This window comes from Porphyrobacter sp. SLTP, from assembly GCF_009905735.1.
Taxonomy (GTDB): Bacteria; Pseudomonadota; Alphaproteobacteria; order Sphingomonadales; family Sphingomonadaceae; genus Erythrobacter.
The window spans coordinates 167,941-186,095 of record NZ_JAAALE010000002.1; the positions used below are offsets into that span (position 1 = coordinate 167,941).

Annotated in this window: 25 protein-coding genes; 21 read left to right on the forward strand and 4 right to left on the reverse strand. The window is 65.2% G+C overall.

Annotated features, from left to right (window positions below):
- The first annotated feature begins 12 nt into the window (after positions 1 to 12).
- From ctaD to GVM20_RS02195, 15 genes are all read left to right on the forward strand, one after another.
- Complete coding sequence (gene ctaD / locus GVM20_RS02130; protein WP_166545656.1) at positions 13 to 1,737, forward strand: cytochrome c oxidase subunit I; 1,725 nt, start codon at positions 13 to 15, stop codon at positions 1,735 to 1,737.
- Between the two features lie 113 nt (positions 1,738 to 1,850).
- Positions 1,851 to 2,777: a heme o synthase gene (locus tag GVM20_RS02135; RefSeq protein WP_166545657.1), complete on the forward strand. Its 927-nt coding sequence runs from the start codon at positions 1,851 to 1,853 to the stop codon at positions 2,775 to 2,777.
- Complete coding sequence (locus GVM20_RS16420) at positions 2,774 to 2,905, forward strand: cytochrome c oxidase system small membrane protein (RefSeq protein ID WP_286165987.1); 132 nt, start codon at positions 2,774 to 2,776, stop codon at positions 2,903 to 2,905. Before GVM20_RS02135 ends, GVM20_RS16420 begins: the two co-directional genes overlap by 4 nt.
- On the forward strand, positions 2,905 to 3,504 hold the full coding sequence (locus tag GVM20_RS02140) for a cytochrome c oxidase assembly protein (protein WP_166545658.1): 600 nt from the start codon (positions 2,905 to 2,907) through the stop codon (positions 3,502 to 3,504). The genes GVM20_RS16420 and GVM20_RS02140 overlap by 1 nt, the downstream gene beginning before the upstream one ends.
- 34 nt (positions 3,505 to 3,538) lie before the next feature.
- Positions 3,539 to 4,408 carry a cytochrome c oxidase subunit 3 gene (locus GVM20_RS02145; RefSeq protein WP_166545659.1) on the forward strand — a complete coding sequence of 290 codons (870 nt, stop codon included), beginning with the start codon at positions 3,539 to 3,541 and terminating at the stop codon, positions 4,406 to 4,408.
- Positions 4,408 to 4,782 carry a DUF983 domain-containing protein gene (locus GVM20_RS02150; RefSeq protein ID WP_234031801.1) on the forward strand — a complete coding sequence of 125 codons (375 nt, stop codon included), beginning with the start codon at positions 4,408 to 4,410 and terminating at the stop codon, positions 4,780 to 4,782. The genes GVM20_RS02145 and GVM20_RS02150 overlap by 1 nt, the downstream gene beginning before the upstream one ends.
- Positions 4,779 to 5,348: an SURF1 family protein gene (locus GVM20_RS02155; protein WP_166545660.1), complete on the forward strand. Its 570-nt coding sequence runs from the start codon at positions 4,779 to 4,781 to the stop codon at positions 5,346 to 5,348. Before GVM20_RS02150 ends, GVM20_RS02155 begins: the two co-directional genes overlap by 4 nt.
- Before the next feature lie 11 nt (positions 5,349 to 5,359).
- Positions 5,360 to 6,772 (forward strand): threonine synthase, encoded by a 1,413-nt coding sequence (gene thrC / locus GVM20_RS02160; RefSeq protein WP_166545661.1) that lies wholly within the window; start codon positions 5,360 to 5,362, stop codon positions 6,770 to 6,772.
- Positions 6,772 to 7,656: an RsmD family RNA methyltransferase gene (locus GVM20_RS02165; RefSeq protein ID WP_166545662.1), complete on the forward strand. Its 885-nt coding sequence runs from the start codon at positions 6,772 to 6,774 to the stop codon at positions 7,654 to 7,656. Before thrC ends, GVM20_RS02165 begins: the two co-directional genes overlap by 1 nt.
- Before the next feature lie 60 nt (positions 7,657 to 7,716).
- Positions 7,717 to 8,103 (forward strand): dihydroneopterin aldolase, encoded by a 387-nt coding sequence (locus tag GVM20_RS02170; RefSeq protein WP_166545663.1) that lies wholly within the window; start codon positions 7,717 to 7,719, stop codon positions 8,101 to 8,103.
- Between the two features lie 4 nt (positions 8,104 to 8,107).
- Positions 8,108 to 8,425, forward strand: a complete 318-nt coding sequence (locus GVM20_RS02175; protein ID WP_166545664.1) for a Rossmann fold domain-containing protein — start codon at positions 8,108 to 8,110, stop codon at positions 8,423 to 8,425.
- Positions 8,418 to 9,485, forward strand: a complete 1,068-nt coding sequence (gene moaA / locus GVM20_RS02180) for a GTP 3',8-cyclase MoaA (RefSeq protein ID WP_166545665.1) — start codon at positions 8,418 to 8,420, stop codon at positions 9,483 to 9,485. The genes GVM20_RS02175 and moaA overlap by 8 nt, the downstream gene beginning before the upstream one ends.
- A 1-nt stretch (position 9,486) precedes the next feature.
- A complete protein-coding gene (locus tag GVM20_RS02185; RefSeq protein WP_234031802.1) occupies positions 9,487 to 9,738 on the forward strand; it encodes a MoaD/ThiS family protein in 252 nt (83 codons plus the stop codon).
- Positions 9,738 to 10,178, forward strand: coding sequence for a molybdenum cofactor biosynthesis protein MoaE (locus GVM20_RS02190; RefSeq protein WP_166545666.1), 441 nt, complete (start codon positions 9,738 to 9,740; stop codon positions 10,176 to 10,178). The genes GVM20_RS02185 and GVM20_RS02190 overlap by 1 nt, the downstream gene beginning before the upstream one ends.
- Before the next feature lie 162 nt (positions 10,179 to 10,340).
- Positions 10,341 to 10,778 carry a hypothetical protein gene (locus tag GVM20_RS02195; RefSeq protein ID WP_166545667.1) on the forward strand — a complete coding sequence of 146 codons (438 nt, stop codon included), beginning with the start codon at positions 10,341 to 10,343 and terminating at the stop codon, positions 10,776 to 10,778.
- A 51-nt stretch (positions 10,779 to 10,829) separates the two neighbouring features.
- Here the strand turns inward: GVM20_RS02195 and GVM20_RS02200 are convergent, their stop codons facing one another.
- Positions 10,830 to 11,519 carry a Crp/Fnr family transcriptional regulator gene (locus GVM20_RS02200; RefSeq protein ID WP_166545668.1) on the reverse strand — a complete coding sequence of 230 codons (690 nt, stop codon included), beginning with the start codon at positions 11,517 to 11,519 and terminating at the stop codon, positions 10,830 to 10,832.
- Positions 11,516 to 12,016, reverse strand: coding sequence for a hypothetical protein (locus GVM20_RS02205; protein ID WP_166545669.1), 501 nt, complete (start codon positions 12,014 to 12,016; stop codon positions 11,516 to 11,518). Before GVM20_RS02205 ends, GVM20_RS02200 begins: the two co-directional genes overlap by 4 nt.
- A 235-nt stretch (positions 12,017 to 12,251) precedes the next feature.
- Between GVM20_RS02205 and rplU the strand changes: the two genes are divergently transcribed.
- The 4 genes from rplU to GVM20_RS02225 all read left to right on the forward strand — a co-directional run bounded on the left by rplU (position 12,252) and on the right by GVM20_RS02225 (position 14,322).
- Positions 12,252 to 12,632, forward strand: coding sequence for a 50S ribosomal protein L21 (gene rplU, locus GVM20_RS02210; protein WP_166545670.1), 381 nt, complete (start codon positions 12,252 to 12,254; stop codon positions 12,630 to 12,632).
- Positions 12,633 to 12,646: 14 nt separating this feature from the next.
- Complete coding sequence (gene rpmA, locus GVM20_RS02215; RefSeq protein ID WP_068351314.1) at positions 12,647 to 12,916, forward strand: 50S ribosomal protein L27; 270 nt, start codon at positions 12,647 to 12,649, stop codon at positions 12,914 to 12,916.
- 211 nt (positions 12,917 to 13,127) lie between these two features.
- On the forward strand, positions 13,128 to 13,664 hold the full coding sequence (locus tag GVM20_RS02220) for a GNAT family N-acetyltransferase (RefSeq protein ID WP_166545671.1): 537 nt from the start codon (positions 13,128 to 13,130) through the stop codon (positions 13,662 to 13,664).
- 61 nt (positions 13,665 to 13,725) lie between these two features.
- Positions 13,726 to 14,322, forward strand: coding sequence for a TetR family transcriptional regulator (locus tag GVM20_RS02225; RefSeq protein ID WP_166545672.1), 597 nt, complete (start codon positions 13,726 to 13,728; stop codon positions 14,320 to 14,322).
- Here GVM20_RS02225 and ygfZ read toward each other — a convergent pair.
- The gene (gene ygfZ, locus GVM20_RS02230; RefSeq protein WP_166545673.1) at positions 14,319 to 15,050 is read right to left on the reverse strand and encodes a CAF17-like 4Fe-4S cluster assembly/insertion protein YgfZ; all 732 of its coding nucleotides are present in this window, start codon (positions 15,048 to 15,050) and stop codon (positions 14,319 to 14,321) included. The two genes, GVM20_RS02225 and ygfZ, sit on opposite strands and share 4 nt — an antisense overlap.
- Positions 15,051 to 15,088: 38 nt before the next feature.
- Between ygfZ and pyrC the strand changes: the two genes are divergently transcribed.
- Complete coding sequence (gene pyrC, locus GVM20_RS02235) at positions 15,089 to 16,126, forward strand: dihydroorotase (RefSeq protein WP_166545674.1); 1,038 nt, start codon at positions 15,089 to 15,091, stop codon at positions 16,124 to 16,126.
- Between the two features lie 82 nt (positions 16,127 to 16,208).
- Here the strand turns inward: pyrC and rarD are convergent, their stop codons facing one another.
- Entirely contained in the window at positions 16,209 to 17,114 is a 906-nt protein-coding gene (rarD, locus tag GVM20_RS02240) for an EamA family transporter RarD (protein WP_166545675.1), read from the reverse strand.
- Positions 17,115 to 17,465: 351 nt separating this feature from the next.
- On the opposite strand from rarD, the gene GVM20_RS02245 reads away from it, so the two are divergent.
- Complete coding sequence (locus GVM20_RS02245) at positions 17,466 to 18,149, forward strand: hypothetical protein (RefSeq protein ID WP_166545676.1); 684 nt, start codon at positions 17,466 to 17,468, stop codon at positions 18,147 to 18,149.
- Positions 18,150 to 18,155: the final 6 nt, after the last annotated feature.

Genomic DNA, 18,155 nt, shown 5'->3' on the forward strand with positions numbered 1-18,155 from the left:
GAGTAGCTGACCATGGCAACCACCGCAGAAGGCTTCGACGCCCACCACGACCAAGGGCATGGGCACGGGCATGACGCCCACGACCACGCGGACCACAAGCCGGGCTTCTTTGCCCGGTGGTTCATGTCGACCAACCACAAGGACATCGGCACGATGTACCTGATCTTCGCGATCATCGCGGGGATCGTGGGTGGCGCGATTTCGGGCATCATGCGCGTCGAACTCGCCGAGCCGGGTATCCAGTACCTGCAATGGTGGGCGCAGTTCATGGGTGGCGGCAATGATCTGAACACCGCGCTCCACATGTGGAACGTGTTCATCACTGCACACGGCCTGATCATGGTGTTCTTCATGGTCATGCCCGCGATGATCGGCGGCTTCGGAAATTGGTTCGTGCCGCTGATGATCGGCGCGCCGGACATGGCCTTCCCGCGCATGAACAACGTGTCGTTCTGGCTGACGGTGGCGGGCTTCTTCAGCCTGCTGTTCTCGCTGTTCGTTCCCGGCGGCACCGGCCCCGGTGCGGGCACCGGCTGGACGGTCTATGCCCCGCTGTCGACCAGCGGTTCGGTTGGCCCGGCGGTCGACTTCGCGATCTTCTCGCTCCACCTTGCGGGCGCAGGCTCGATCCTGGGTGCGACTAACTTCATCACCACCATCTTCAACATGCGCGCGCCGGGGATGACCCTGCACAAGATGCCGCTGTTCGTGTGGTCGGTGCTGGTCACCGCCTTCCTGCTGCTGCTGGCGCTGCCGGTTCTGGCAGCTGCCATCACCATGCTGCTGACCGACCGTAACTTCGGCACGACCTTCTTCAACCCGGCTGGCGGCGGCGATCCGGTGCTTTACCAGCACCTGTTCTGGTTCTTCGGCCACCCGGAAGTCTACATCATGATCCTGCCGGGCTTCGGCATGATCTCGCAGATCATCGCAACCTTCTCCAAGAAGCCGGTGTTCGGCTACCTCGGCATGGCCTACGCGATGGTCGCGATCGGTGTCGTCGGCTTCATCGTCTGGGCGCACCACATGTACACCGTGGGCCTCGACGTGAACACGAAGATGTACTTCACCGCGGCGACGATGGTGATCGCGGTGCCGACCGGCGTGAAGATCTTCAGCTGGATCGCGACGATGTGGGGCGGCAGCCTCAGCTTCAAGTCGCCGATGGTCTGGTCGATGGGCTTCATCTTCCTGTTCACCGTAGGCGGCGTGACCGGCGTGGTTCTGGCCAATGGCGGGATCGACGATAACCTGCACGACACCTACTACGTGGTCGCGCACTTCCACTACGTGCTGTCGATGGGCGCCGTGTTCTCGATGTTCGCCGGCTTCTATTACTGGTTCCCGAAGATGAGCGGCCGGATGCACAGCGAGCTCCTCTCGCACCTGCACTTCTGGACCTTCTTCATCGGCGTGAACGTGATCTTCTTCCCGCAACACTTCCTCGGGATGCAGGGGATGCCGCGCCGCTATCCGGATTACGCGGAAGCCTTCACCTTCTGGCACCAGGTCAGCACCTACGGGTACTACATCATGGCCGGTTCGATGGTGTTCTTCTTCGTCAACATCGCCTACGCGCTGCTGGCGGGCAAGAAGGCGGCTGCCAACCCGTGGGGCGAAGGTGCGACGACGCTCGAATGGACCCTGCCGAGCCCGCCGCCCTATCACCAGTTCGAGACGCTGCCGGTGATCACCGACGCGCATGACTACCACGATCACCGTCCGGTGACGGCCTGATCGCGGCCAGGCGGCGGGGCTGGTGACAGCTGCGCCGCACTGACCGGACGCGAGCACAAGCAGGGGGCGCGGCTTTTCAAGGGCCGCGCTCCTTGCCGATGGAACCCAAGAGTATGGCTACGACCGCACCTCAGACCACCGCAACGCTGCCGACGGAATGGCGCGATTTCTTTGCGCTGACCAAGCCGCGGGTGATGACGCTGGTGATCTTCACCGCGATCTGCGGCGTGCTGGCTGCGCCGGGCTCGATCCATCCAGTGCTTGGCTTTACCGCGATTCTTGCAATTGCGATGGGCGCGGGCGGCTCAGCCGTGCTCAACATGTGGTGGGAAGCCGACCTTGACGCTGGGATGAAGCGCACGATGAACCGTCCGCTCCCCGGCGGGCGGATGCGGCGCGAGGATGCGCGCGATTTCGGGATTTTCCTGTCGGCGGTCTCGGTCGGCCTGATGGGCGTGGCGATCGGCTGGCTGGCCGCATCGCTGCTGTTTGGCGCAATCATCTACTACGCCGTGATCTATACCATGTGGCTGAAGCCGCGCACCCCGCAGAACATCGTCATCGGTGGCGGCGCGGGCGCGTTTCCGCCGCTGATCGGCTGGGTTGCGGTGACGGGCGAGATAACCGCCATGCCGATCCTGCTGTTCGCGATCATCTTCTTCTGGACCCCGCCGCACTTCTGGGCGCTCGCGCTGTTCGTGCAGTCGGATTACGCCAAGGTCGGCATTCCGATGCTACCGGTGGTCGCGGGCGAAAAACCGACCCGTCGCCAGATCATGATCTACACCCTGCTGCTGGCCCCGATCGCGATTGCGCCTTGGGCGATTGGCGGGACGAGCTGGATCTACGGCTCGGTCGCGGTGGTGCTTTCGGTGATCTTCTTGGTGTTGGCGATGCCGGTCTTCACCCGAATGCGCGCCGAGGTTGACGCCATGACGCCGGAAAAGACCCTGTTCAAATATTCGATCGTCTATCTCTTCGTGCTGTTCGCCGCGTTGGTGGCGGACCGCGTCGCCGCCTATCAGGGGTGGATCGCATGACGCCGGAGGAAGAGCGCGAATTCCTGCGCCGCCGCAAGGCGCGCAACTGGGTTGTGGCGGGCACGCTGATCTTCTTCGTGGTGCTGTTCTACGCCATCACCATCGTGCGCATCGGAGGCCAGAGCTGATGGCCACCCTGCCGCCCGTTGCTGACGATGCCGCTCGCCGCAATCTGCGCGTCGGGCTGATGGCGTTCGCGGGCGCGCTGGCGATGCTGGGGCTGGGCTATGCCTCAGTGCCGCTCTACCGGCTGTTCTGTCAGGTTACGGGCTTCGGCGGGACGACCATGCAAGCGACCGAAAGCGACGCCGCGCGCGCAGCTACGCTCGCCACCGGGCAGAAGATTTCGATCCGCTTCGATGCATCGGTGCCCGCTGACATGCCGTGGACCTTCCACCCGAGCGCGCCGACGGACACCATCACCATCGGTGAGCGCGACATTGCCACCTATGTCGCCCGCAACCTCGGCACCACCCCGGTGACCGGCATGGCGACTTTCAACGTGACGCCGGAACAGGCGGGCAAGTATTTCAACAAGATCCAGTGCTTCTGCTTTACCGAGCAAACTTTGCAGCCCGGACAGGAAGTGATCATGCCGGTGCTCTACTATGTCGATCCGGCGATGCTGGATGATCCGAACATGCAGGGCGTCGAACAGATCACGCTCAGCTACACTTTTCACCGCGCCAAGGACCCGGTAAACCCGACGTCCTCCGGCACCAACTGAACCTTCAAGCACAACCCAGGGACGGGAACGACCAATGGCTGGCAAGGCAAACCACGATTACCACATTCTTGAACCCGATATCTGGCCGCTGATCGGCTCGTTCTCGGCGCTCACCTTCACCAGCGGCATGGTGCTGAGCTTCCACCCCGATCTGTTCGGCTCGTCCGCCAGCATCGTGATGTGGGCAGGGCTTGCCGGCCTGATCGCGACCTTCTTCATGTGGTTCAAGAACATCGTCATCGAAGCCCAGCGCGGCGACCACACCCCCGTGGTGCAGCTGCACATGCGCTACGGCATGATCCTGTTCATCGCCTCCGAAGTGATGTTCTTCGTCGGCTGGTTCTGGAGCTTCTTCGACTTCGCGCTGTTCCCGACCCCGCTGACCTATGACCACACGACCGGTGCGACCACCAGCCTGTTCGGCGAAACGGGCGCGATTGCGGCATTCATCCCTGAAGGTATGGAAGTGCTCGATCCCTTCGCGCTACCGCTGCTCAACACGCTGATCCTGCTGTGTTCGGGCACCACTGTGACCTGGGCGCACCACTCGCTGATCCATGGCGACCGCGTGGGTCTGAAGCAGGGCCTGTGGGCGACCATCGCGCTCGGCGTGCTGTTCAGCTCGATCCAGGCCTACGAATACAGCGCGGCGCCGTTCGGCTTCGGTGGGAACACCTATTCGAGCGCCTTCTACATGGCGACCGGGTTCCACGGTTTCCACGTGCTCATCGGGACGATCTTCCTCGCGGTGTGCCTCTACCGCGCCTATCTCGGCCACTTCACCCCGCGCCAGCACTTCGGCTTCGAAGCAGCCGCGTGGTACTGGCACTTCGTCGACGTGGTGTGGCTGTTCCTGTTCGTCGCCATCTATGTGTGGGGCGGCTGGGGCGCTGAATACCACTGATGAACGCGGACCCCGGTCCGACGGAAAAGAAGGGGCAGCCGGGATTGGTCTCGGCTGCCCTTTCCGGTTTGTGCCCCCGGTGCGGCGCCGAGACCCTGTTCGAAGCGCCCGCCGGGCTGGCTGAGACTTGCGCGAATTGCGGGCTCGACATCGTCAGCCTTGAACGCGGCGGCCGGTTCGTCGGCGTGGTGACGATGCTGTTGGCGCTGGTGCTGATCCTCGCCGCGATGGGCGTGGACGAATGGTTGCGGCCGCCGATCTGGGCGTCGCTGGTGTTCTGGGCGCCGGTGACGGTCGGCACGGTGATCTTCGGCCTGAGGTTCTACAAGACCATGTGGGTCTACCACCAATACGAAGAGAGCCAGCAGCCATGACCCGCCGTGTTCCGATACTTTCGACCATCGTCGTGATCGCGGCTGTCCTGACGATGATCGGGCTCGGCATCTGGCAGCTTGGCCGCAAGACCGAGAAAGAGGCGCTGATCGCGCAGTATCAGGCGGCGTTGCAGGACGACACCGTGGTGCCGTGGCCCGCTCCTGCCGATTACGAGCGCGACCTGTTTCGCCGCACGACCATCGATTGCCTTGCCGTGCGCGGCACCGATCCGATTTCCGGCAAGTCCGCCACCGGCCGCTCGGGCTGGGTGCATGTTGCGCGGTGCAGCCATGCGGGCGGGGGTGAGGCGGACGTCACGATGGGCTGGTCACGCTCGCCCGAATCCCCGCAATGGAGCGGCGGGCCAGTGACCGGACGCATCGCAAGCTATGGTGACACCATCCGGCTCGTCGCCGAAACGCCGCAGGCCGGGCTTGAGCCGCTCGCCAAGCCCGATCCGGGCGATCTGCCCAACAACCACTTGGCCTATGCCGGACAGTGGTTCTTCTTCGCTCTGACCGCGCTGGTGATCTACGTGCTGGCATTGCGGCGGCGTCAGCGCTAGGCGGCTGCCCCATGCAATACGTCTCGACACGCGGTAGCGCACCGGCGCTCGATTTCGAAGGGGTGACGCTCGCGGGCCTCGCCAGCGATGGCGGCCTTTATGTGCCTGCCGAATGGCCCCGGTTCAGCCAAAGCGAAATCCGCGACATGCGCGGCCTCGCCTATCCCGATCTGGCCGCCCGGATCATGGCGCCCTTCGTCACGCCCAGCCTGACCGAGGATGAGCTGCTCGCCCTGTGCCACACGGTCTATGGCGATTTCGGCCACGCCGCCGTCACGCCGCTGGTGCAGCTCGATCAGCAGCATTGGCTGCTCGAACTGTTCCACGGCCCCACGCTCGCCTTCAAGGACGTGGCGCTGCAACTGCTTGGCCGCCTGTTCGAGACCTTCCTGGAGCGCCGGGGCGAGCGCCTCACCATCGTCGGCGCGACCAGCGGGGACACGGGCTCTGCGGCGATCCAGGCGGTTGCCGGGCTGGAGCGGGTGGAAATCTTCATGCTCCATCCCAGCGGACGGGTCAGCGATGTGCAGCGCCGCCAGATGACCACGGTGCTGAGCCCCAACGTCCACAACCTCGCGATTGATGGCAGCTTCGATGATGCGCAGGCGCATGTGAAGCGGATGTTCAATGATGGCGATGTGACCGCCACGCTCAACCTTGGCGCGGTCAATTCGATCAACTGGGCGCGGCTGATGGCGCAGGTGGTCTATTATTTCGCATCCGCGCTGCAACTCGGCGCGCCCGACCGGACCGTGGCTTATTCGGTGCCGACCGGCAATTTCGGCGACGTGTTCGCGGGCTATGTCGCGGCGAAGATGGGCCTCCCGATCGAGAAGCTGATCGTTGCCACCAACATCAACGACATCCTCCACCGCGCGCTGTCTTCCGGCGATTACTCGGCGGGCGGGGTGACGGCCACGATCACGCCGTCGATGGACATTCAGGTGTCCTCCAACTTCGAGCGCCTGCTGTTTGACGCAGGCGGGCGCGATGGCACTGCGATGGCGGCCCAGATGCGCGCCTTTGAAGCGACCAAGGCGATGACCCTCACCAACGCGCAGGCTGAGGGCGCGTCGGCGCTGTTCACCAGCGCGCGGGCTGATCAGGTTGAAACTGCCCGCGCACTGCAATGGGCCTATCGTTCGGCCGGACAGGTGATCGACCCGCACACCGGCGTCGGCCTGCACTGCGCGCAGGCCGTGGCGGCGACAGTGGCTGCGGGCGTTCCGATCGTCACCCTCGCCACCGCGCACCCCGCCAAGTTCCCCGACGCGGTCGAACGCGCCATCGGCGTGCGCCCCTCGCTACCCGCGCGGGTCGGCGATCTGTTCGGGCGGGAAGAAAGCTTCATTGAGCTGGCCGGTGATTACGCCACCACCCGCGATCATGTGCTGAGCCATGCGGCCTCGACCAGCGCCGGATAATGGCTGACCTCATTCAGCAACCGCTGGTGATGGAATGCACCGGCTGGGACGCCTATCGCCTGCTCGACAGCGGGTTGGGACGCAAGTGGGAGGCCTTCGGCCAGCGCGCCTTCATCCGCCCCGAACCTCAGGCGATGTGGCACCCGCGTCTGCCCGACTGGCCTGCGGCGGGCGAGTTCATCCCCGGCTCGGACGAGGATGGCGGCGGCCGCTGGCAATTCCGGGAGCGGCTGCCCGATGATGGCTGGCCGCTGGCGTGGAACGACGTCCGCTTCACTGCGCGCCCGACCCCCTTCCGCCACCTGCAATTCTTCCCCGACATGGCCCCGGTGTGGGACTGGATGCGCGCACAGCTGGGCGACATGACCGAGGCGGAAACGCTCAACCTGTTTGGCTATACCGGCCTCGGCACGCTGGCGCTGTCCGGCCATGGGCGGGTGACCCACGTGGACGCCTCGAAAAAATCCGTGGCCCAGGCGCGTGAGAACGCTGTGCTGTCTGACATGGCGGAACGTCCGATCCGTTGGCTCACCGATGACGCCGCCAAGTTCACCGCGCGCGAGGTGCGGCGGCAGAAACGCTACGACGGCATCATCCTCGATCCCCCCAAGTTCGGGCGCGGGCCGGATGGCGAAGTGTGGCGGCTGGAAGAACACCTTGCCGGGCTCGTCACCGATTGCGCGCGGCTGCTCGACAATGACAGCCGGTTCCTGTTCCTCACGGTCTATGCCGTGCGGATGAGCAGCCTTGCGATTGCGGGCCTGCTGGAGGAGGCGCTATCGCATCTGCCGGGCCGGATCGAGCATGGCGACCTCGCCGTGCGGGAGGAGGGGGAGGGCGGTCGCCTGCTCCCCACCGCGATCTTCGCGCGCTGGAGCCGCTAGGCCGCGCGCCGGTCAGGACTGCACTGGACTTCACCGCCCCATCCTGCCAACGGCCTCGCGATGCGCGATACCCTTACCCTTGAAGTCAATGATCTCGTCGTCGATGTCCTGACCGGCATCTATTCCGAGGAGACCGGCAAACCCCAGCCGCTGCGCATCTCGATCGCGGCGCGGTACCAGATTGCGGATCGCTACGAACCCGATACCCCTCTCGATGCGTCCAAGAATTACATGGACCTGAAGTTCGCCGCCTCGGGCGGGTTGCCGCAGGGGGTACATTTCAAGCTGATCGAGGCGGTGGCGGATCACATCTGCACCACGCTGTTCGTGCAGGACGCGCGGGTTGAGGCGGTGACGGTCAAGATCGTCAAGCTCGCCATTGCCGAGGCAGACGAGCAGATCGGCATCACGCTCCACCGTGAACGGCCTGCGGCCCACGGGGCGTAAGGGCATGATGCGGCAGATCGAAGTCGGATTGCTGCCGGACAACGCGCTGGATGCCGCGGGCGCGTTCATGGCCTTCCACCTCGAAGCCGCGCGTGCGGCCTTGGCGGAGGCGCAAACCACCGCGCTCGCGATCATTCTGCCACCCGCCGCTCACGATCACCGCGACTGGCGTCTGGCGCTCGCCCGCGATCTGGCCCGCGAAGCTGCGCCCAAGCGCGTGAATGTTGTTGCCGGCCCTCAAGGCGAGGCGCGCGCGGCGACGTTACGCTTTTTGTCAGATGCGCCCGGGGTGACAGGGCAGTATCTCGTGTGCCATGAATGACAATGTGCCGCGCAACCCTCCTCGCAAGCCTGATCTGATCGTTCTGCGCGACGCGGCGGACAGCGCGCCGCCGCTGATCGACAGCTTCCAGCGCCGGATCACCTATCTGCGCCTGTCCGTGACAGACCGCTGCGATCTGCGCTGTTCCTATTGCATGCCTGAACGCATGACCTTCCTGCCCAAGAAGGACGTTCTCAGCCTTGAGGAACTGTACGACCTCGCCACCGGCTTCATCGCCCGCGGCGTCACGAAGATCCGCATCACCGGGGGCGAGCCGCTGGTGCGGCGCGACATCATCGATCTGTTCACCGCGCTGGGGCGCAGGCTGGGGCATGATCTGGCCGAATTGACGCTGACCACCAATGGCACCCAACTGGCCGAGCACGCCGAGGCGTTGGCCAAGGCAGGCGTGCGGCGGGTCAATGTCTCGCTCGACACGCTCGACCGCGCGAAGTTTGCCGAACTGACCCGGCGCGATGCGCTGCCGCAGGTGCTCGAAGGCATCGCGGCGGCCAAGGCGGCGGGGCTCAAGGTCAAGTTGAACGCTGTGGCGCTGAAGGGCGTCAACGAGAGCGAATTGCCCGATCTGATCGCTTGGGGCCATGCCCAGGGCCACGACGTGACACTGATCGAGGTCATGCCGCTGGGCGATGTCGAGGAGGAACGGCTCGACCAATATCTCCCGCTCGATGATGTCCGCGCCGCGCTGGCGCAGCGCTGGACACTGAAGGACATGGCATTCTCGACCGGCGGCCCGGCCCGCTATGTCGAGGTGGCCGAAACCGGGGGCAGGCTGGGCCTCATCACCCCGCACACCAACAATTTCTGCTCAGGCTGCAACCGGCTGCGGGTGACGGCCACTGGTCAGCTTTACCCTTGCCTTGGCGGGGGTGAGCGAGTCGATCTGCGCGCCGCGCTGCGGTCTGACGCGCCGGAGGAGAACCTCGCCGCTGCCCTGAACGAGGCGCTGCGGATCAAGCCCGAAAAGCACCACTTCCGCATGGACGCGCGCGGGGCCGATCCGGCTACTGCGCGGCATATGTCGATGACGGGGGGCTGAGTTGGCCACCGTCGTCATGCTGGGCAAGCTGGCCGATCTGGCACAGGCAGGGACCATCGCCTTGCCGCTCCCCCTGTCCAAGCCGCTCGATTGGGAGGGGCTCAAGGCCGCACTGCCGCCCGCGCTGGCCGAAGCACTGGAGGATCCGCGCATCCGCGTGGCGATCAACGGCGCATTGCTGCCCAACAAAACGAAATTGCAAGCCGGCGCGGGTGACGAGATTGCGCTGCTCCCACCGGTATCGGGGGGCTGATGCGCGACATCCGCCTGCTCGACCAGATGTTCCTGCCCGGAATGCTGATCGGCCCCTTCACGCAGGCCAATCCGGGACTTGGCGGGGTGTGCACCTTTGTGGGCGAGGTGCGGTACGATGAAGGCGTCGAGGCGCTGGAGCTCACCCATTACGAGCCGCTGACTCTGCCGGGGATGCACGCCCTAGCCGACCGCGCGTTTGAACGCTTCACGCTGATGGGCCTGCTGATGGTCCACCGCGTCGGCCAGATGCGCCCCGGTGAGCCGATCGTCTGCGTCTCCGCCGCTGCGCTTCACCGCCGCGATGCGATTGATGCGGTCGATTTCTGCATGGACCATCTCAAGAGCGCCGCATGGTTCTGGAAGCGCGAGAAGCGCGGCGGCGAGTGGCACTGGATCGAGCCGCGCGAACAGGACCACAGCGATCTTGCCCGCTGGTAACCAAAGCTCCTTGAGCTTTGGTCAAGCCCGTGCGGCGCCTGAGCAAGTCCAGCGCGTGATGCGGTAGCATCTGGCGCGCTGCAAGAACGCTGATTTGATCCGGGTCAAAGCAGGGTCCCGCGCCGCGCGCTAATCATGCCTCCAACATCAAGGAGGATCACCATGAGCCACATCGTCCACGACCTGATCGCCCGCGGCGATGCCCGCGTTGTTGCCGCGCCCGCCGAAGCGCCCGTCCGCCATCAGGTGGAGAGCGACCGCAACTTCGGCCTGCCGACCGCGCTCTATGGCGCGACCGTTGGCTGCTATCTCGGTTTTCTGGTGATCGTCGGATCGGCCTTCGCCAACCCGGTGTTGGCGATCCCGATGGCGATCATTGTGCTGCTGATCGTGGCGGCCTTCGCGGTCCCGGCGGTCTGGACGCGGCTGCGTGACAATGCCTCCGAACCCCAGACGCTCGGCGAATTCGAGACGCGCGGGATCATGACCAACACCGGACGGCTGGCACCGAAGGACGCGACCATTCAGGTGCTGATCCTGCCGGTGCTGCTGGTGGTCTGGGGCCTCGCTGTGGCTTTGATCGCCGCGATTGTGACCTGACAAACTCCCCTCGGGGCGGCGGACCCACTCCCTTGTCGCCGCCCCGAACCCTTACCTTCCCGAGATGTCCTGCAACATCGTCGCATCCAGCAGCGTGATGCCGCGCTTACCTTCGCGCCGGATCGCGCCCATGTCTTCCAACTCGCCCAGCTTGCGGCTGACCGTCTCGATGGTGAGGCCCAGCATGTTGGCGATCTCGCCGCGGGTCAGCGGCAGTTCGAAAAACTTCGCCAGATGGCAGGAACTTTCACTCGCTGCCCCGGCAAAATCGTGGAGCAGGGCCGCCAGCCGCGCCTCGGCACTGGCGTGGCCGGTCAGCTCGAGCAGATTGCGGGTCGCCAGCAGATCGGCCTGACTGCGGCGCAGCAGCGCGCGGGCCAGCGCAGGATAATCCTCGATCGCGCGCTCGATATCGCGCTTGGCGAAGGTACACAGGCGGCTTTCGGTCAGCGCCACCACATCGTGATGCGCAAAGGGCGCAAACAGCTCTCCGATGAAGCCCGCCGGGTGAACGAGGGCGAGGATCTGCTCGTTACCGTCCTGATCGATAGCCGAAACCTTCAAGGCGCCCGATTGCAACGTGGCACAGGCGGCATCCTCATCGCCCGCGGCAAACAGCATCTCGCCGCGCTTCAGCGTGCGGGTACGCCCAGCCGCGGCCATGGCATTGCGCTCTTCCGGGGTCAGTACCGCGCAGGCAGCGGTTTCGTTGACCGGACAGGTGCTGCACGCGAGGTTCATGATCCCATAGCCTTCCACAGCCGCGCGATCCCCTCGTCCTCACGGGCGAGCAGAGCGGCGACTTCGGTTTGCGTCTGGCTGAGCGCCGGATCGGGGCTGAGCGCGGCGGCGGCTTCGGCGGCGAGCGTGTCGAGCGCGGCCAGCGTGCCGGCGGTCGCCCCGCGCTTCGAGTCCAGATCGGCCAGCGCGACCAAAGCGGCGGCGCGCGATGCGCTTTCGAACGGCTGACCGGCGGCGCTGCGCACGAGTCGTCCGGCGTCATCCTCGCGCGCCAGAAAGGCCGCGTGCGAGGCCGTGGCAGCACCGCGCAATTCAGCAAGGCGGGCCGCGGGCGTGGCCGGGCGAATCACCTGGGGCGGGGCAGGGGTTTCGGGCGCAGGGCCGCTCTCGAACGGGCGCATCGCCAGTGAAGGATAGCGTCCCGCATCCGCGGCGCACCCCGTCAGCACCGCGACAAGCAGCACCACACCCAGCGTATTTTTCGAATTTGCCTGCATAAAAATCCCATGTCCTGTTAGCATGACACCTGGGGATGGCAAATAGACCTCACACCTGAGCGCGTGATCCTTTTCAGGCGGCTTTCCCATCAAGCGGGCGTTGACTTGGCTCAGCCTTTCCCCTAACGGCACGCATCTTTCCGGGGCTGCATCCGCGCACGCCTCGCATTGCCGTTCGGTTGGCTTGGCGTTTCCTGGCTGTTCCCGATTGGCTCAGACACGAGAGTATAAAGCCATGTTCGCTGTAGTGCGCACTGGCGGCAAACAGTACCGCGTTGCCGCCGGAGACAAGATTGCCGTTGAAAAGCTCGCTGGCGAAGCCGGTGACACCATCACGCTGGGCGACATCCTGCTCGCCGGCGAAGGCGACGATCTCGCCGACGCGAGCAAGGTGACCGTTTCGGCGGAAATCATCGCTCAGGCCAAGAGCGAGAAGGTGATCGTTTTCAAGAAGCGTCGCCGTCACAACTATCGCCGCAAGAACGGCCACCGCCAGCAGATGACGCTGCTGCGCATCACCGCCGTTGGTGCTGCTGAAGCCAAGCCCGCCAAGAAGGCGGCTGCCAAGAAGACCAAGACCGAAGCGCCGGCTGAAGCCGCGGCATCGGCCGAATAAGGAGCGACTGAACCATGGCACATAAGAAAGCAGGCGGTTCGTCGCGTAACGGTCGTGATTCGGCCGGTCGTCGCCTCGGCGTGAAGAAGTTCGGCGGTCAGGAAGTGATCGGCGGCAACATTATCATCCGTCAGCGCGGCACCCGCGTCTATCCCGGCGTCAATGTCGGCATGGGCAAGGATCACACGCTCTATTCGCTCGCCGAAGGCGTGGTCCGATTCCACTCGGGCAAGCTCGGCCGCAAATACGTCAGCGTAGATGCGATGGCTGAAGCCGCCGAATAAGCGGGCGATTCGATAAAGGGATCGTCCGGCAAGGATGGTCCCGGCAGGTGCAAGACCTGCCATAAGAGGGAGACAGGACCGTCCTCACCAGAGGGGGTCCGTCTCCCTTTTTGCTTTCTCCCTCACCAGCCGCGCGAATCACAAAGTTTCGCGGCCATGAAATTGTCATGCGTGGCCTCTAGGGGTGCGCCGGGCGAGGAAGGGAGTTCTCGTGTTCCATCGCAGCCAAAGACTGTTCCTGAGACCCGCATTCCCCGAGGATTGCGAAGCCATTCTGGCGGGCATCAATGACGAGGCGGTCGTGCGCAATCTCGCACGCGCGCCGTGGCCCTATGGCATGGACGATGCGCGGGCCTTTGCGGAGCTGCCGCAGGATATGCGCCTGCCGCATTTCCTCGTCACTCTGCCCGGCGTTGGCGTGATCGGGTCGGCCGGGATGGGCGAGCATGAGGGCCAGCCCGAAATCGGCTACTGGATCGCGCGCGACCACTGGGGCCGCGGCTATGCCACCGAAGCGGCGGGCGCGGTGCTGCGGATTGCCCGCACGCTGGGCCACCGGCGCGTGACGGCGGGTCACTTCGTCGACAATCCCGCCTCGGGCAAGGTGCTGCGCAAGCTCGGCTTCGTGCCCACGGGCCGGACGGGCGGGCGGCATAGCCTGGCGCGCGGCGGCGCGGTCGAATCGGTCGAATACGCGCTCGATCTGGAGGCCGACATGGACCCGGCCCCGTTTGCCCGCGCGGCCTGAACCTGCGCCCACCTCCCGGCACCTTGTTCGCAACCGCAAAACCGATTAGTGCGGCGCACCTATGGTCAGTCGCAAACGGTTAACGCCCGAGGAATCCCGCAGTTCTGCGCTCGCCGCCGCGCGTGCGCTGCTGATCGAGACCGGGCCGCAGGCGGTGACGCTGAAGGCGGTCTCGGCGCGGATCGGGCGGACGCACGCAAACCTGCTGCACCATTTCGGTTCCGCATCCGGCCTGCAAAAGGCGCTGGCGGAACACATCGCACGCACGGTGTGCGAGACGATCCTGCAAGCCGTTCACGCCAGTCGCGCCGGGATGGGTTCAGCGCGGGAAGTGGTGGATCTTGCCTTCGATGCCTTCGACCGTGAAGGCGCGGGCGCGCTGACGAGCTGGATGCTGCTGACCGGCAATGATGATGCGCTCGATCCGATCATCTCGACCATCCACGAACTGCTCGATGAGCTCGCCCCGGATGAGCCGGAGGAGCATCTGGCCGAGCGGCGCCTGCACCGCGATACGCTGTCGTTGGTGCTGATGGCGCTGGGTGATGCACTGATCGGCGGGGCGTTGGCCAAGTCGCTCGATCTGCCGCGCGATGCCGCGCGTGAGCGGGCGACCGCGATGCTCGAAGCGAGTCTCGCCGGGCACCAGAAGGCTTAGGCTTCGCTCGTCACGCCTGCGCGCTGCCAAGCGGGCAGGGCCGCAAGGTCGAGGTTCTCTACCCGCAGGTGATCGACCGCCAGCCCAAGCGCGGGATAGGCGGTCACGCGCCGCGCTTCATCCGATGCGGCCAGCGGCACCACCATCAGCCGCCGGTTGACCTTCTGTCGCCAGTTCATCCGGGCGGTGTTCTCCTGCCCGACATAGCAGCCCTTGGTGAAGCTGACGCCGTTCAGTTCGACCGCGTTGGTTTCCAGCCACAGGATATCGGCGAGTTCCCCGCGCCCCTCGGGCACGCCGAGCGACAGGCGGTGGGCGAGCCATGCAGCATCGGCGGGTTCGCCTTGGGGCGCGGCGAGCCAGCGGTAGCCGAGGTCTGCGAGGCGCGGATCGGGGACCGCGCCGTCTCGGGCGTCCACGCTCCAATGCACCGCCAGCGCATCCTCGCGCGCGATCGCGATCTTGCGGCGCAGGCGGTACATCGACAGGCGCTTGATCAACTCGTCGGCATGGGCGGCCTCGCAATCGAGCAGCAGGCCCGCCGGGTCAGCCCACACCAGAAAATCGAACAGGTGCTTGCCCTGCGCCGAGAGCAGCGCGGCATAGCACGGTAGCGGCCCAGCCGTGTCATTGGTAACGAGGCCCTGGAGGAAAGCGGCGACATCCTCGCCCTCGTCCAAGGGCGAGAGGCGGATCAGCGCGCGGGCGGTCAAATGGGTTGCAGTCATGCGTGACAGATAGGCACCCGCAAAGCTAAGGGGAAGCCATGACCGACCGCCTCACGATCCGCCGCCCTGATGATTGGCATCTGCATTTCCGCGATGGCGCGATCATGCGCGAGGTGGTGCCTTACACCGCGCGCCAGTTTGCCCGCGCGATCGTGATGCCCAACCTGACCCCGCCGGTGACGACCACGGAATTGGGCGCAGCCTATCGCGACCGCATCCTCGCCGCCGTGCCTGAAGGCGTGCGGTTCGAGCCGCTGATGACCTGCTATCTCACCGACAACACCGACGCCGACGATCTGGCGCGCGGGGCGGCTGAGGGTGTCTTCACCGCCGCCAAGATGTACCCCGCCAACGCCACCACCAACTCGGCTGCGGGTGTCTCAAACATCGAGAACCTTTACCCCGTGCTGGCGCGGATGGAGGCCGAGGACATCGTGCTGTGCATCCACGGCGAGGTGACGGATCACAATGTCGACGTGTTCGATCGCGAAAAAGAATTTATCGAACGGCACCTGCGCGCCATTGTTGCGAGCTTTCCGAAGCTGCGGGTGGTGTTTGAACACATCACCACGAGCGACGCGGTGGACTTCGTGATGGAGGCCGGGCCGCAGGTTGCCGCGACCATCACGCCGCAGCACCTCCACATCAATCGCAACGCCATGCTTGTCGGCGGCATCCAGCCGCACAATTACTGCCTGCCGGTCGCCAAGCGGGAGACGCACCGACTGGCGCTGCGCGCGGCGGCGACGGGCGGGTCGGGGAAGTTCTTCCTTGGCACCGACAGCGCCCCGCACCTGCGCAGCGCCAAGGAAAGCGCTTGCGGCTGCGCTGGCATCTTCGGCGCACCCACGGCGCTGGAAAGCTATATCACCGTATTCGACGAAGAAGGCGCGCTTGATCAGTTCGAAGGCTTCGCCTCGCTCCACGGCCCGGCGTTCTACAACCTGCCGGTGAATGAGGAGAGCGTGACGCTGGAACGCGCCGAATTCCCTGTCCCGCCGGTGCTGCATGTGACCGGCGAGGAGATCGTACCGTGGCACGGCGGCCAGACGCTGGGGTGGAAGTTCCTCGGTTAAATCCCGGCATCCGTTCGCCTCGAGCGTAGTCGAGAGGCCGAGTGCAGGTGTCTCGACTTCGCTCGACACGAACGGCGGTGGATCAGGCTGAAGCCGCCCGCCGCTTGGCCCACATATCCCAGACGAACACCCCGACCGCGACCCAGATCAGCACGAAGCTCGCCAGTTTTGCGGGGGCCAGCGGCTGGTGGAACACGAACAGGCCGAGGAAAAACACGATCGTGGGCGAGAGGTACTGGATGAAGCCCAGCGTCGAATAATCCATCCGCCGCGCGGCAATCGCAAACATCAGCAGCGGGACCGCGGTGACCACGCCCGAGAACATGATGAGGCCGCTCATCCACCAGTCCTGCCCGAAGGAGGAGCCTTGCGGGCTCATCGCATACCATGCCGCAATCCCGGCGGCGGGCAGCAACAGGATCGCGCTTTCAATGGTGAGGCCGGGCAGCGATCCCACGGCAACCTGTTTGCGAACAAGGCCATAGAGCGCAAAGCTGAAACCGAGTGTCAGGCTGATCCACAGGCTCGTCACCGCGCCTGCCGCCAGCAGCGCCACGGCGACGGCAGCGATGGCGACCGCCAGCCATTGGCGGCGCGACAGCTTCTCACCTAGCACCAAGGTGCCCAGCAGCACATTGACCAAGGGATTGAGGTAATAGCCGATGCTGGTCGCAAACACCTCGCCCTCCATGATCGCCCAGATATAGACGAACCAGTTGATCCCGATCAGCACCGCGCTTGCGAGCAGGGCCAGCAGACTGCGCGGGGATTTCAGGGCGGCGAGCAGCTCGGGAAACTGGCGGCGGTAGGCGACGATCAGCAGGCACAGCGGTAGCGTCCACACGATCCGCCAGCCGACGAATTCGAACGGCGGCACGGTCTTCACCAGGATCAAGTAGAGCGGCAGGAAGCCCCAGATGAGGTAGGCTCCCAGCGCTGGCGCAAGGCCGGAGACCACAGGGGCGGGTGAGGGGGCAGGGCTGGTCATGGCCGGGCGGCGTTAGGGGCCGCAGCGGCGCGGCGCAAGCGGCCCGGACCGCGCGCGCCGAATGAATGACGGCTGACAGGCGTGATGCCGATTCGTTCAGATTGAGCGCTCTATAAATGAACAACAATTTGGAGACCCGCCAGCGCCGATCCCGGCTCTGGCGAGCGTTTCATCCTCTTGCGGCCGTTCCCACCTAATGGTCGCCAGCGCGCGGGCAACCTCGCCTTCGCGGAAAGCGCCTTCGAAGTCCTTGGACTTCGGGGGCGTTTTCATGTCCGGGTAAGGCGCAAATTAACCATCCCGTGGCACAGCGATCCGATGCGCCGGATGCTTGTCCCCTTGATGTGCCTGATGGCTGCCGCTTGCGCGGACCCGGCCGATGAGGTCGCCAATGAAGCGGCACTGATCGCGAGCGACCCGATCATCGCGCGCGCGCTGCACGATCCCTTGATGAGCGATCCCGATCTCGCCAGCCGGAACGAGGCAAACGCCGCGATCGGTTTTGTCGATTCGGGTGCGCTGCCCGTCATCACCGCCAGTCCCGAAGCGGCGAGCAAGGCGCGTGAGGCGCTGCGGCTTGACCTGCTCGAACGCGGATCGATCCCCGAACTGCCACCGCCCGCGCACAGTGCAAGCGGTAAGGAGATGGGTCCACTAACCAGCGCCGCCGACCTGCTCGCCGCAGTCGGCGCTCCGACGGTATGCGAGCGCCAGCTGATCGAAGACTTCTCGCTCGCCGCCAAATTGCCGCGGGTCGCGGCGATTCCGCCGAGCGCCATGGTGATGCAGGCGGGCGGGGCCGATGGCGACACATGCGGGCTGCGGATCATCCGCTATCACACTGTCGCCCCGCGCGAGGATGTGGCGCAATATCACTACACCGAGGCGCTGCGGGGTGGACTCAGAGTTCTGCGCTATACCGAGCCGGACGACATCATCGCCGCCACCGGCGAGGGCGGGGAGGCTTTGTTGGTCTATATCCGCACCGCCACCAATGGCCTCACTGGAGTGCTGCTGATCTATCGGGCACCGTGAGAATCA

Coding starts and splice junctions, on each gene's coding strand:
- ctaD (WP_166545656.1), top strand. CDS start 13: ATGGCAACCACCGCAGAAGGCTTCGACGCCCACCACGACCAAGGGCAT.
- GVM20_RS02135 (WP_166545657.1), top strand. CDS start 1,851: ATGGCTACGACCGCACCTCAGACCACCGCAACGCTGCCGACGGAATGG.
- GVM20_RS16420 (WP_286165987.1), top strand. CDS start 2,774: ATGACGCCGGAGGAAGAGCGCGAATTCCTGCGCCGCCGCAAGGCGCGC.
- GVM20_RS02140 (WP_166545658.1), top strand. CDS start 2,905: ATGGCCACCCTGCCGCCCGTTGCTGACGATGCCGCTCGCCGCAATCTG.
- GVM20_RS02145 (WP_166545659.1), top strand. CDS start 3,539: ATGGCTGGCAAGGCAAACCACGATTACCACATTCTTGAACCCGATATC.
- GVM20_RS02150 (WP_234031801.1), top strand. CDS start 4,408: ATGAACGCGGACCCCGGTCCGACGGAAAAGAAGGGGCAGCCGGGATTG.
- GVM20_RS02155 (WP_166545660.1), top strand. CDS start 4,779: ATGACCCGCCGTGTTCCGATACTTTCGACCATCGTCGTGATCGCGGCT.
- thrC (WP_166545661.1), top strand. CDS start 5,360: ATGCAATACGTCTCGACACGCGGTAGCGCACCGGCGCTCGATTTCGAA.
- GVM20_RS02165 (WP_166545662.1), top strand. CDS start 6,772: ATGGCTGACCTCATTCAGCAACCGCTGGTGATGGAATGCACCGGCTGG.
- GVM20_RS02170 (WP_166545663.1), top strand. CDS start 7,717: ATGCGCGATACCCTTACCCTTGAAGTCAATGATCTCGTCGTCGATGTC.
- GVM20_RS02175 (WP_166545664.1), top strand. CDS start 8,108: ATGATGCGGCAGATCGAAGTCGGATTGCTGCCGGACAACGCGCTGGAT.
- moaA (WP_166545665.1), top strand. CDS start 8,418: ATGAATGACAATGTGCCGCGCAACCCTCCTCGCAAGCCTGATCTGATC.
- GVM20_RS02190 (WP_166545666.1), top strand. CDS start 9,738: ATGCGCGACATCCGCCTGCTCGACCAGATGTTCCTGCCCGGAATGCTG.
- GVM20_RS02195 (WP_166545667.1), top strand. CDS start 10,341: ATGAGCCACATCGTCCACGACCTGATCGCCCGCGGCGATGCCCGCGTT.
- GVM20_RS02200 (WP_166545668.1), bottom strand. CDS start 11,519: ATGAACCTCGCGTGCAGCACCTGTCCGGTCAACGAAACCGCTGCCTGC.
- GVM20_RS02205 (WP_166545669.1), bottom strand. CDS start 12,016: ATGCAGGCAAATTCGAAAAATACGCTGGGTGTGGTGCTGCTTGTCGCG.
- rplU (WP_166545670.1), top strand. CDS start 12,252: ATGTTCGCTGTAGTGCGCACTGGCGGCAAACAGTACCGCGTTGCCGCC.
- rpmA (WP_068351314.1), top strand. CDS start 12,647: ATGGCACATAAGAAAGCAGGCGGTTCGTCGCGTAACGGTCGTGATTCG.
- GVM20_RS02225 (WP_166545672.1), top strand. CDS start 13,726: ATGGTCAGTCGCAAACGGTTAACGCCCGAGGAATCCCGCAGTTCTGCG.
- ygfZ (WP_166545673.1), bottom strand. CDS start 15,050: ATGACTGCAACCCATTTGACCGCCCGCGCGCTGATCCGCCTCTCGCCC.
- pyrC (WP_166545674.1), top strand. CDS start 15,089: ATGACCGACCGCCTCACGATCCGCCGCCCTGATGATTGGCATCTGCAT.
- rarD (WP_166545675.1), bottom strand. CDS start 17,114: ATGACCAGCCCTGCCCCCTCACCCGCCCCTGTGGTCTCCGGCCTTGCG.
- GVM20_RS02245 (WP_166545676.1), top strand. CDS start 17,466: ATGGCTGCCGCTTGCGCGGACCCGGCCGATGAGGTCGCCAATGAAGCG.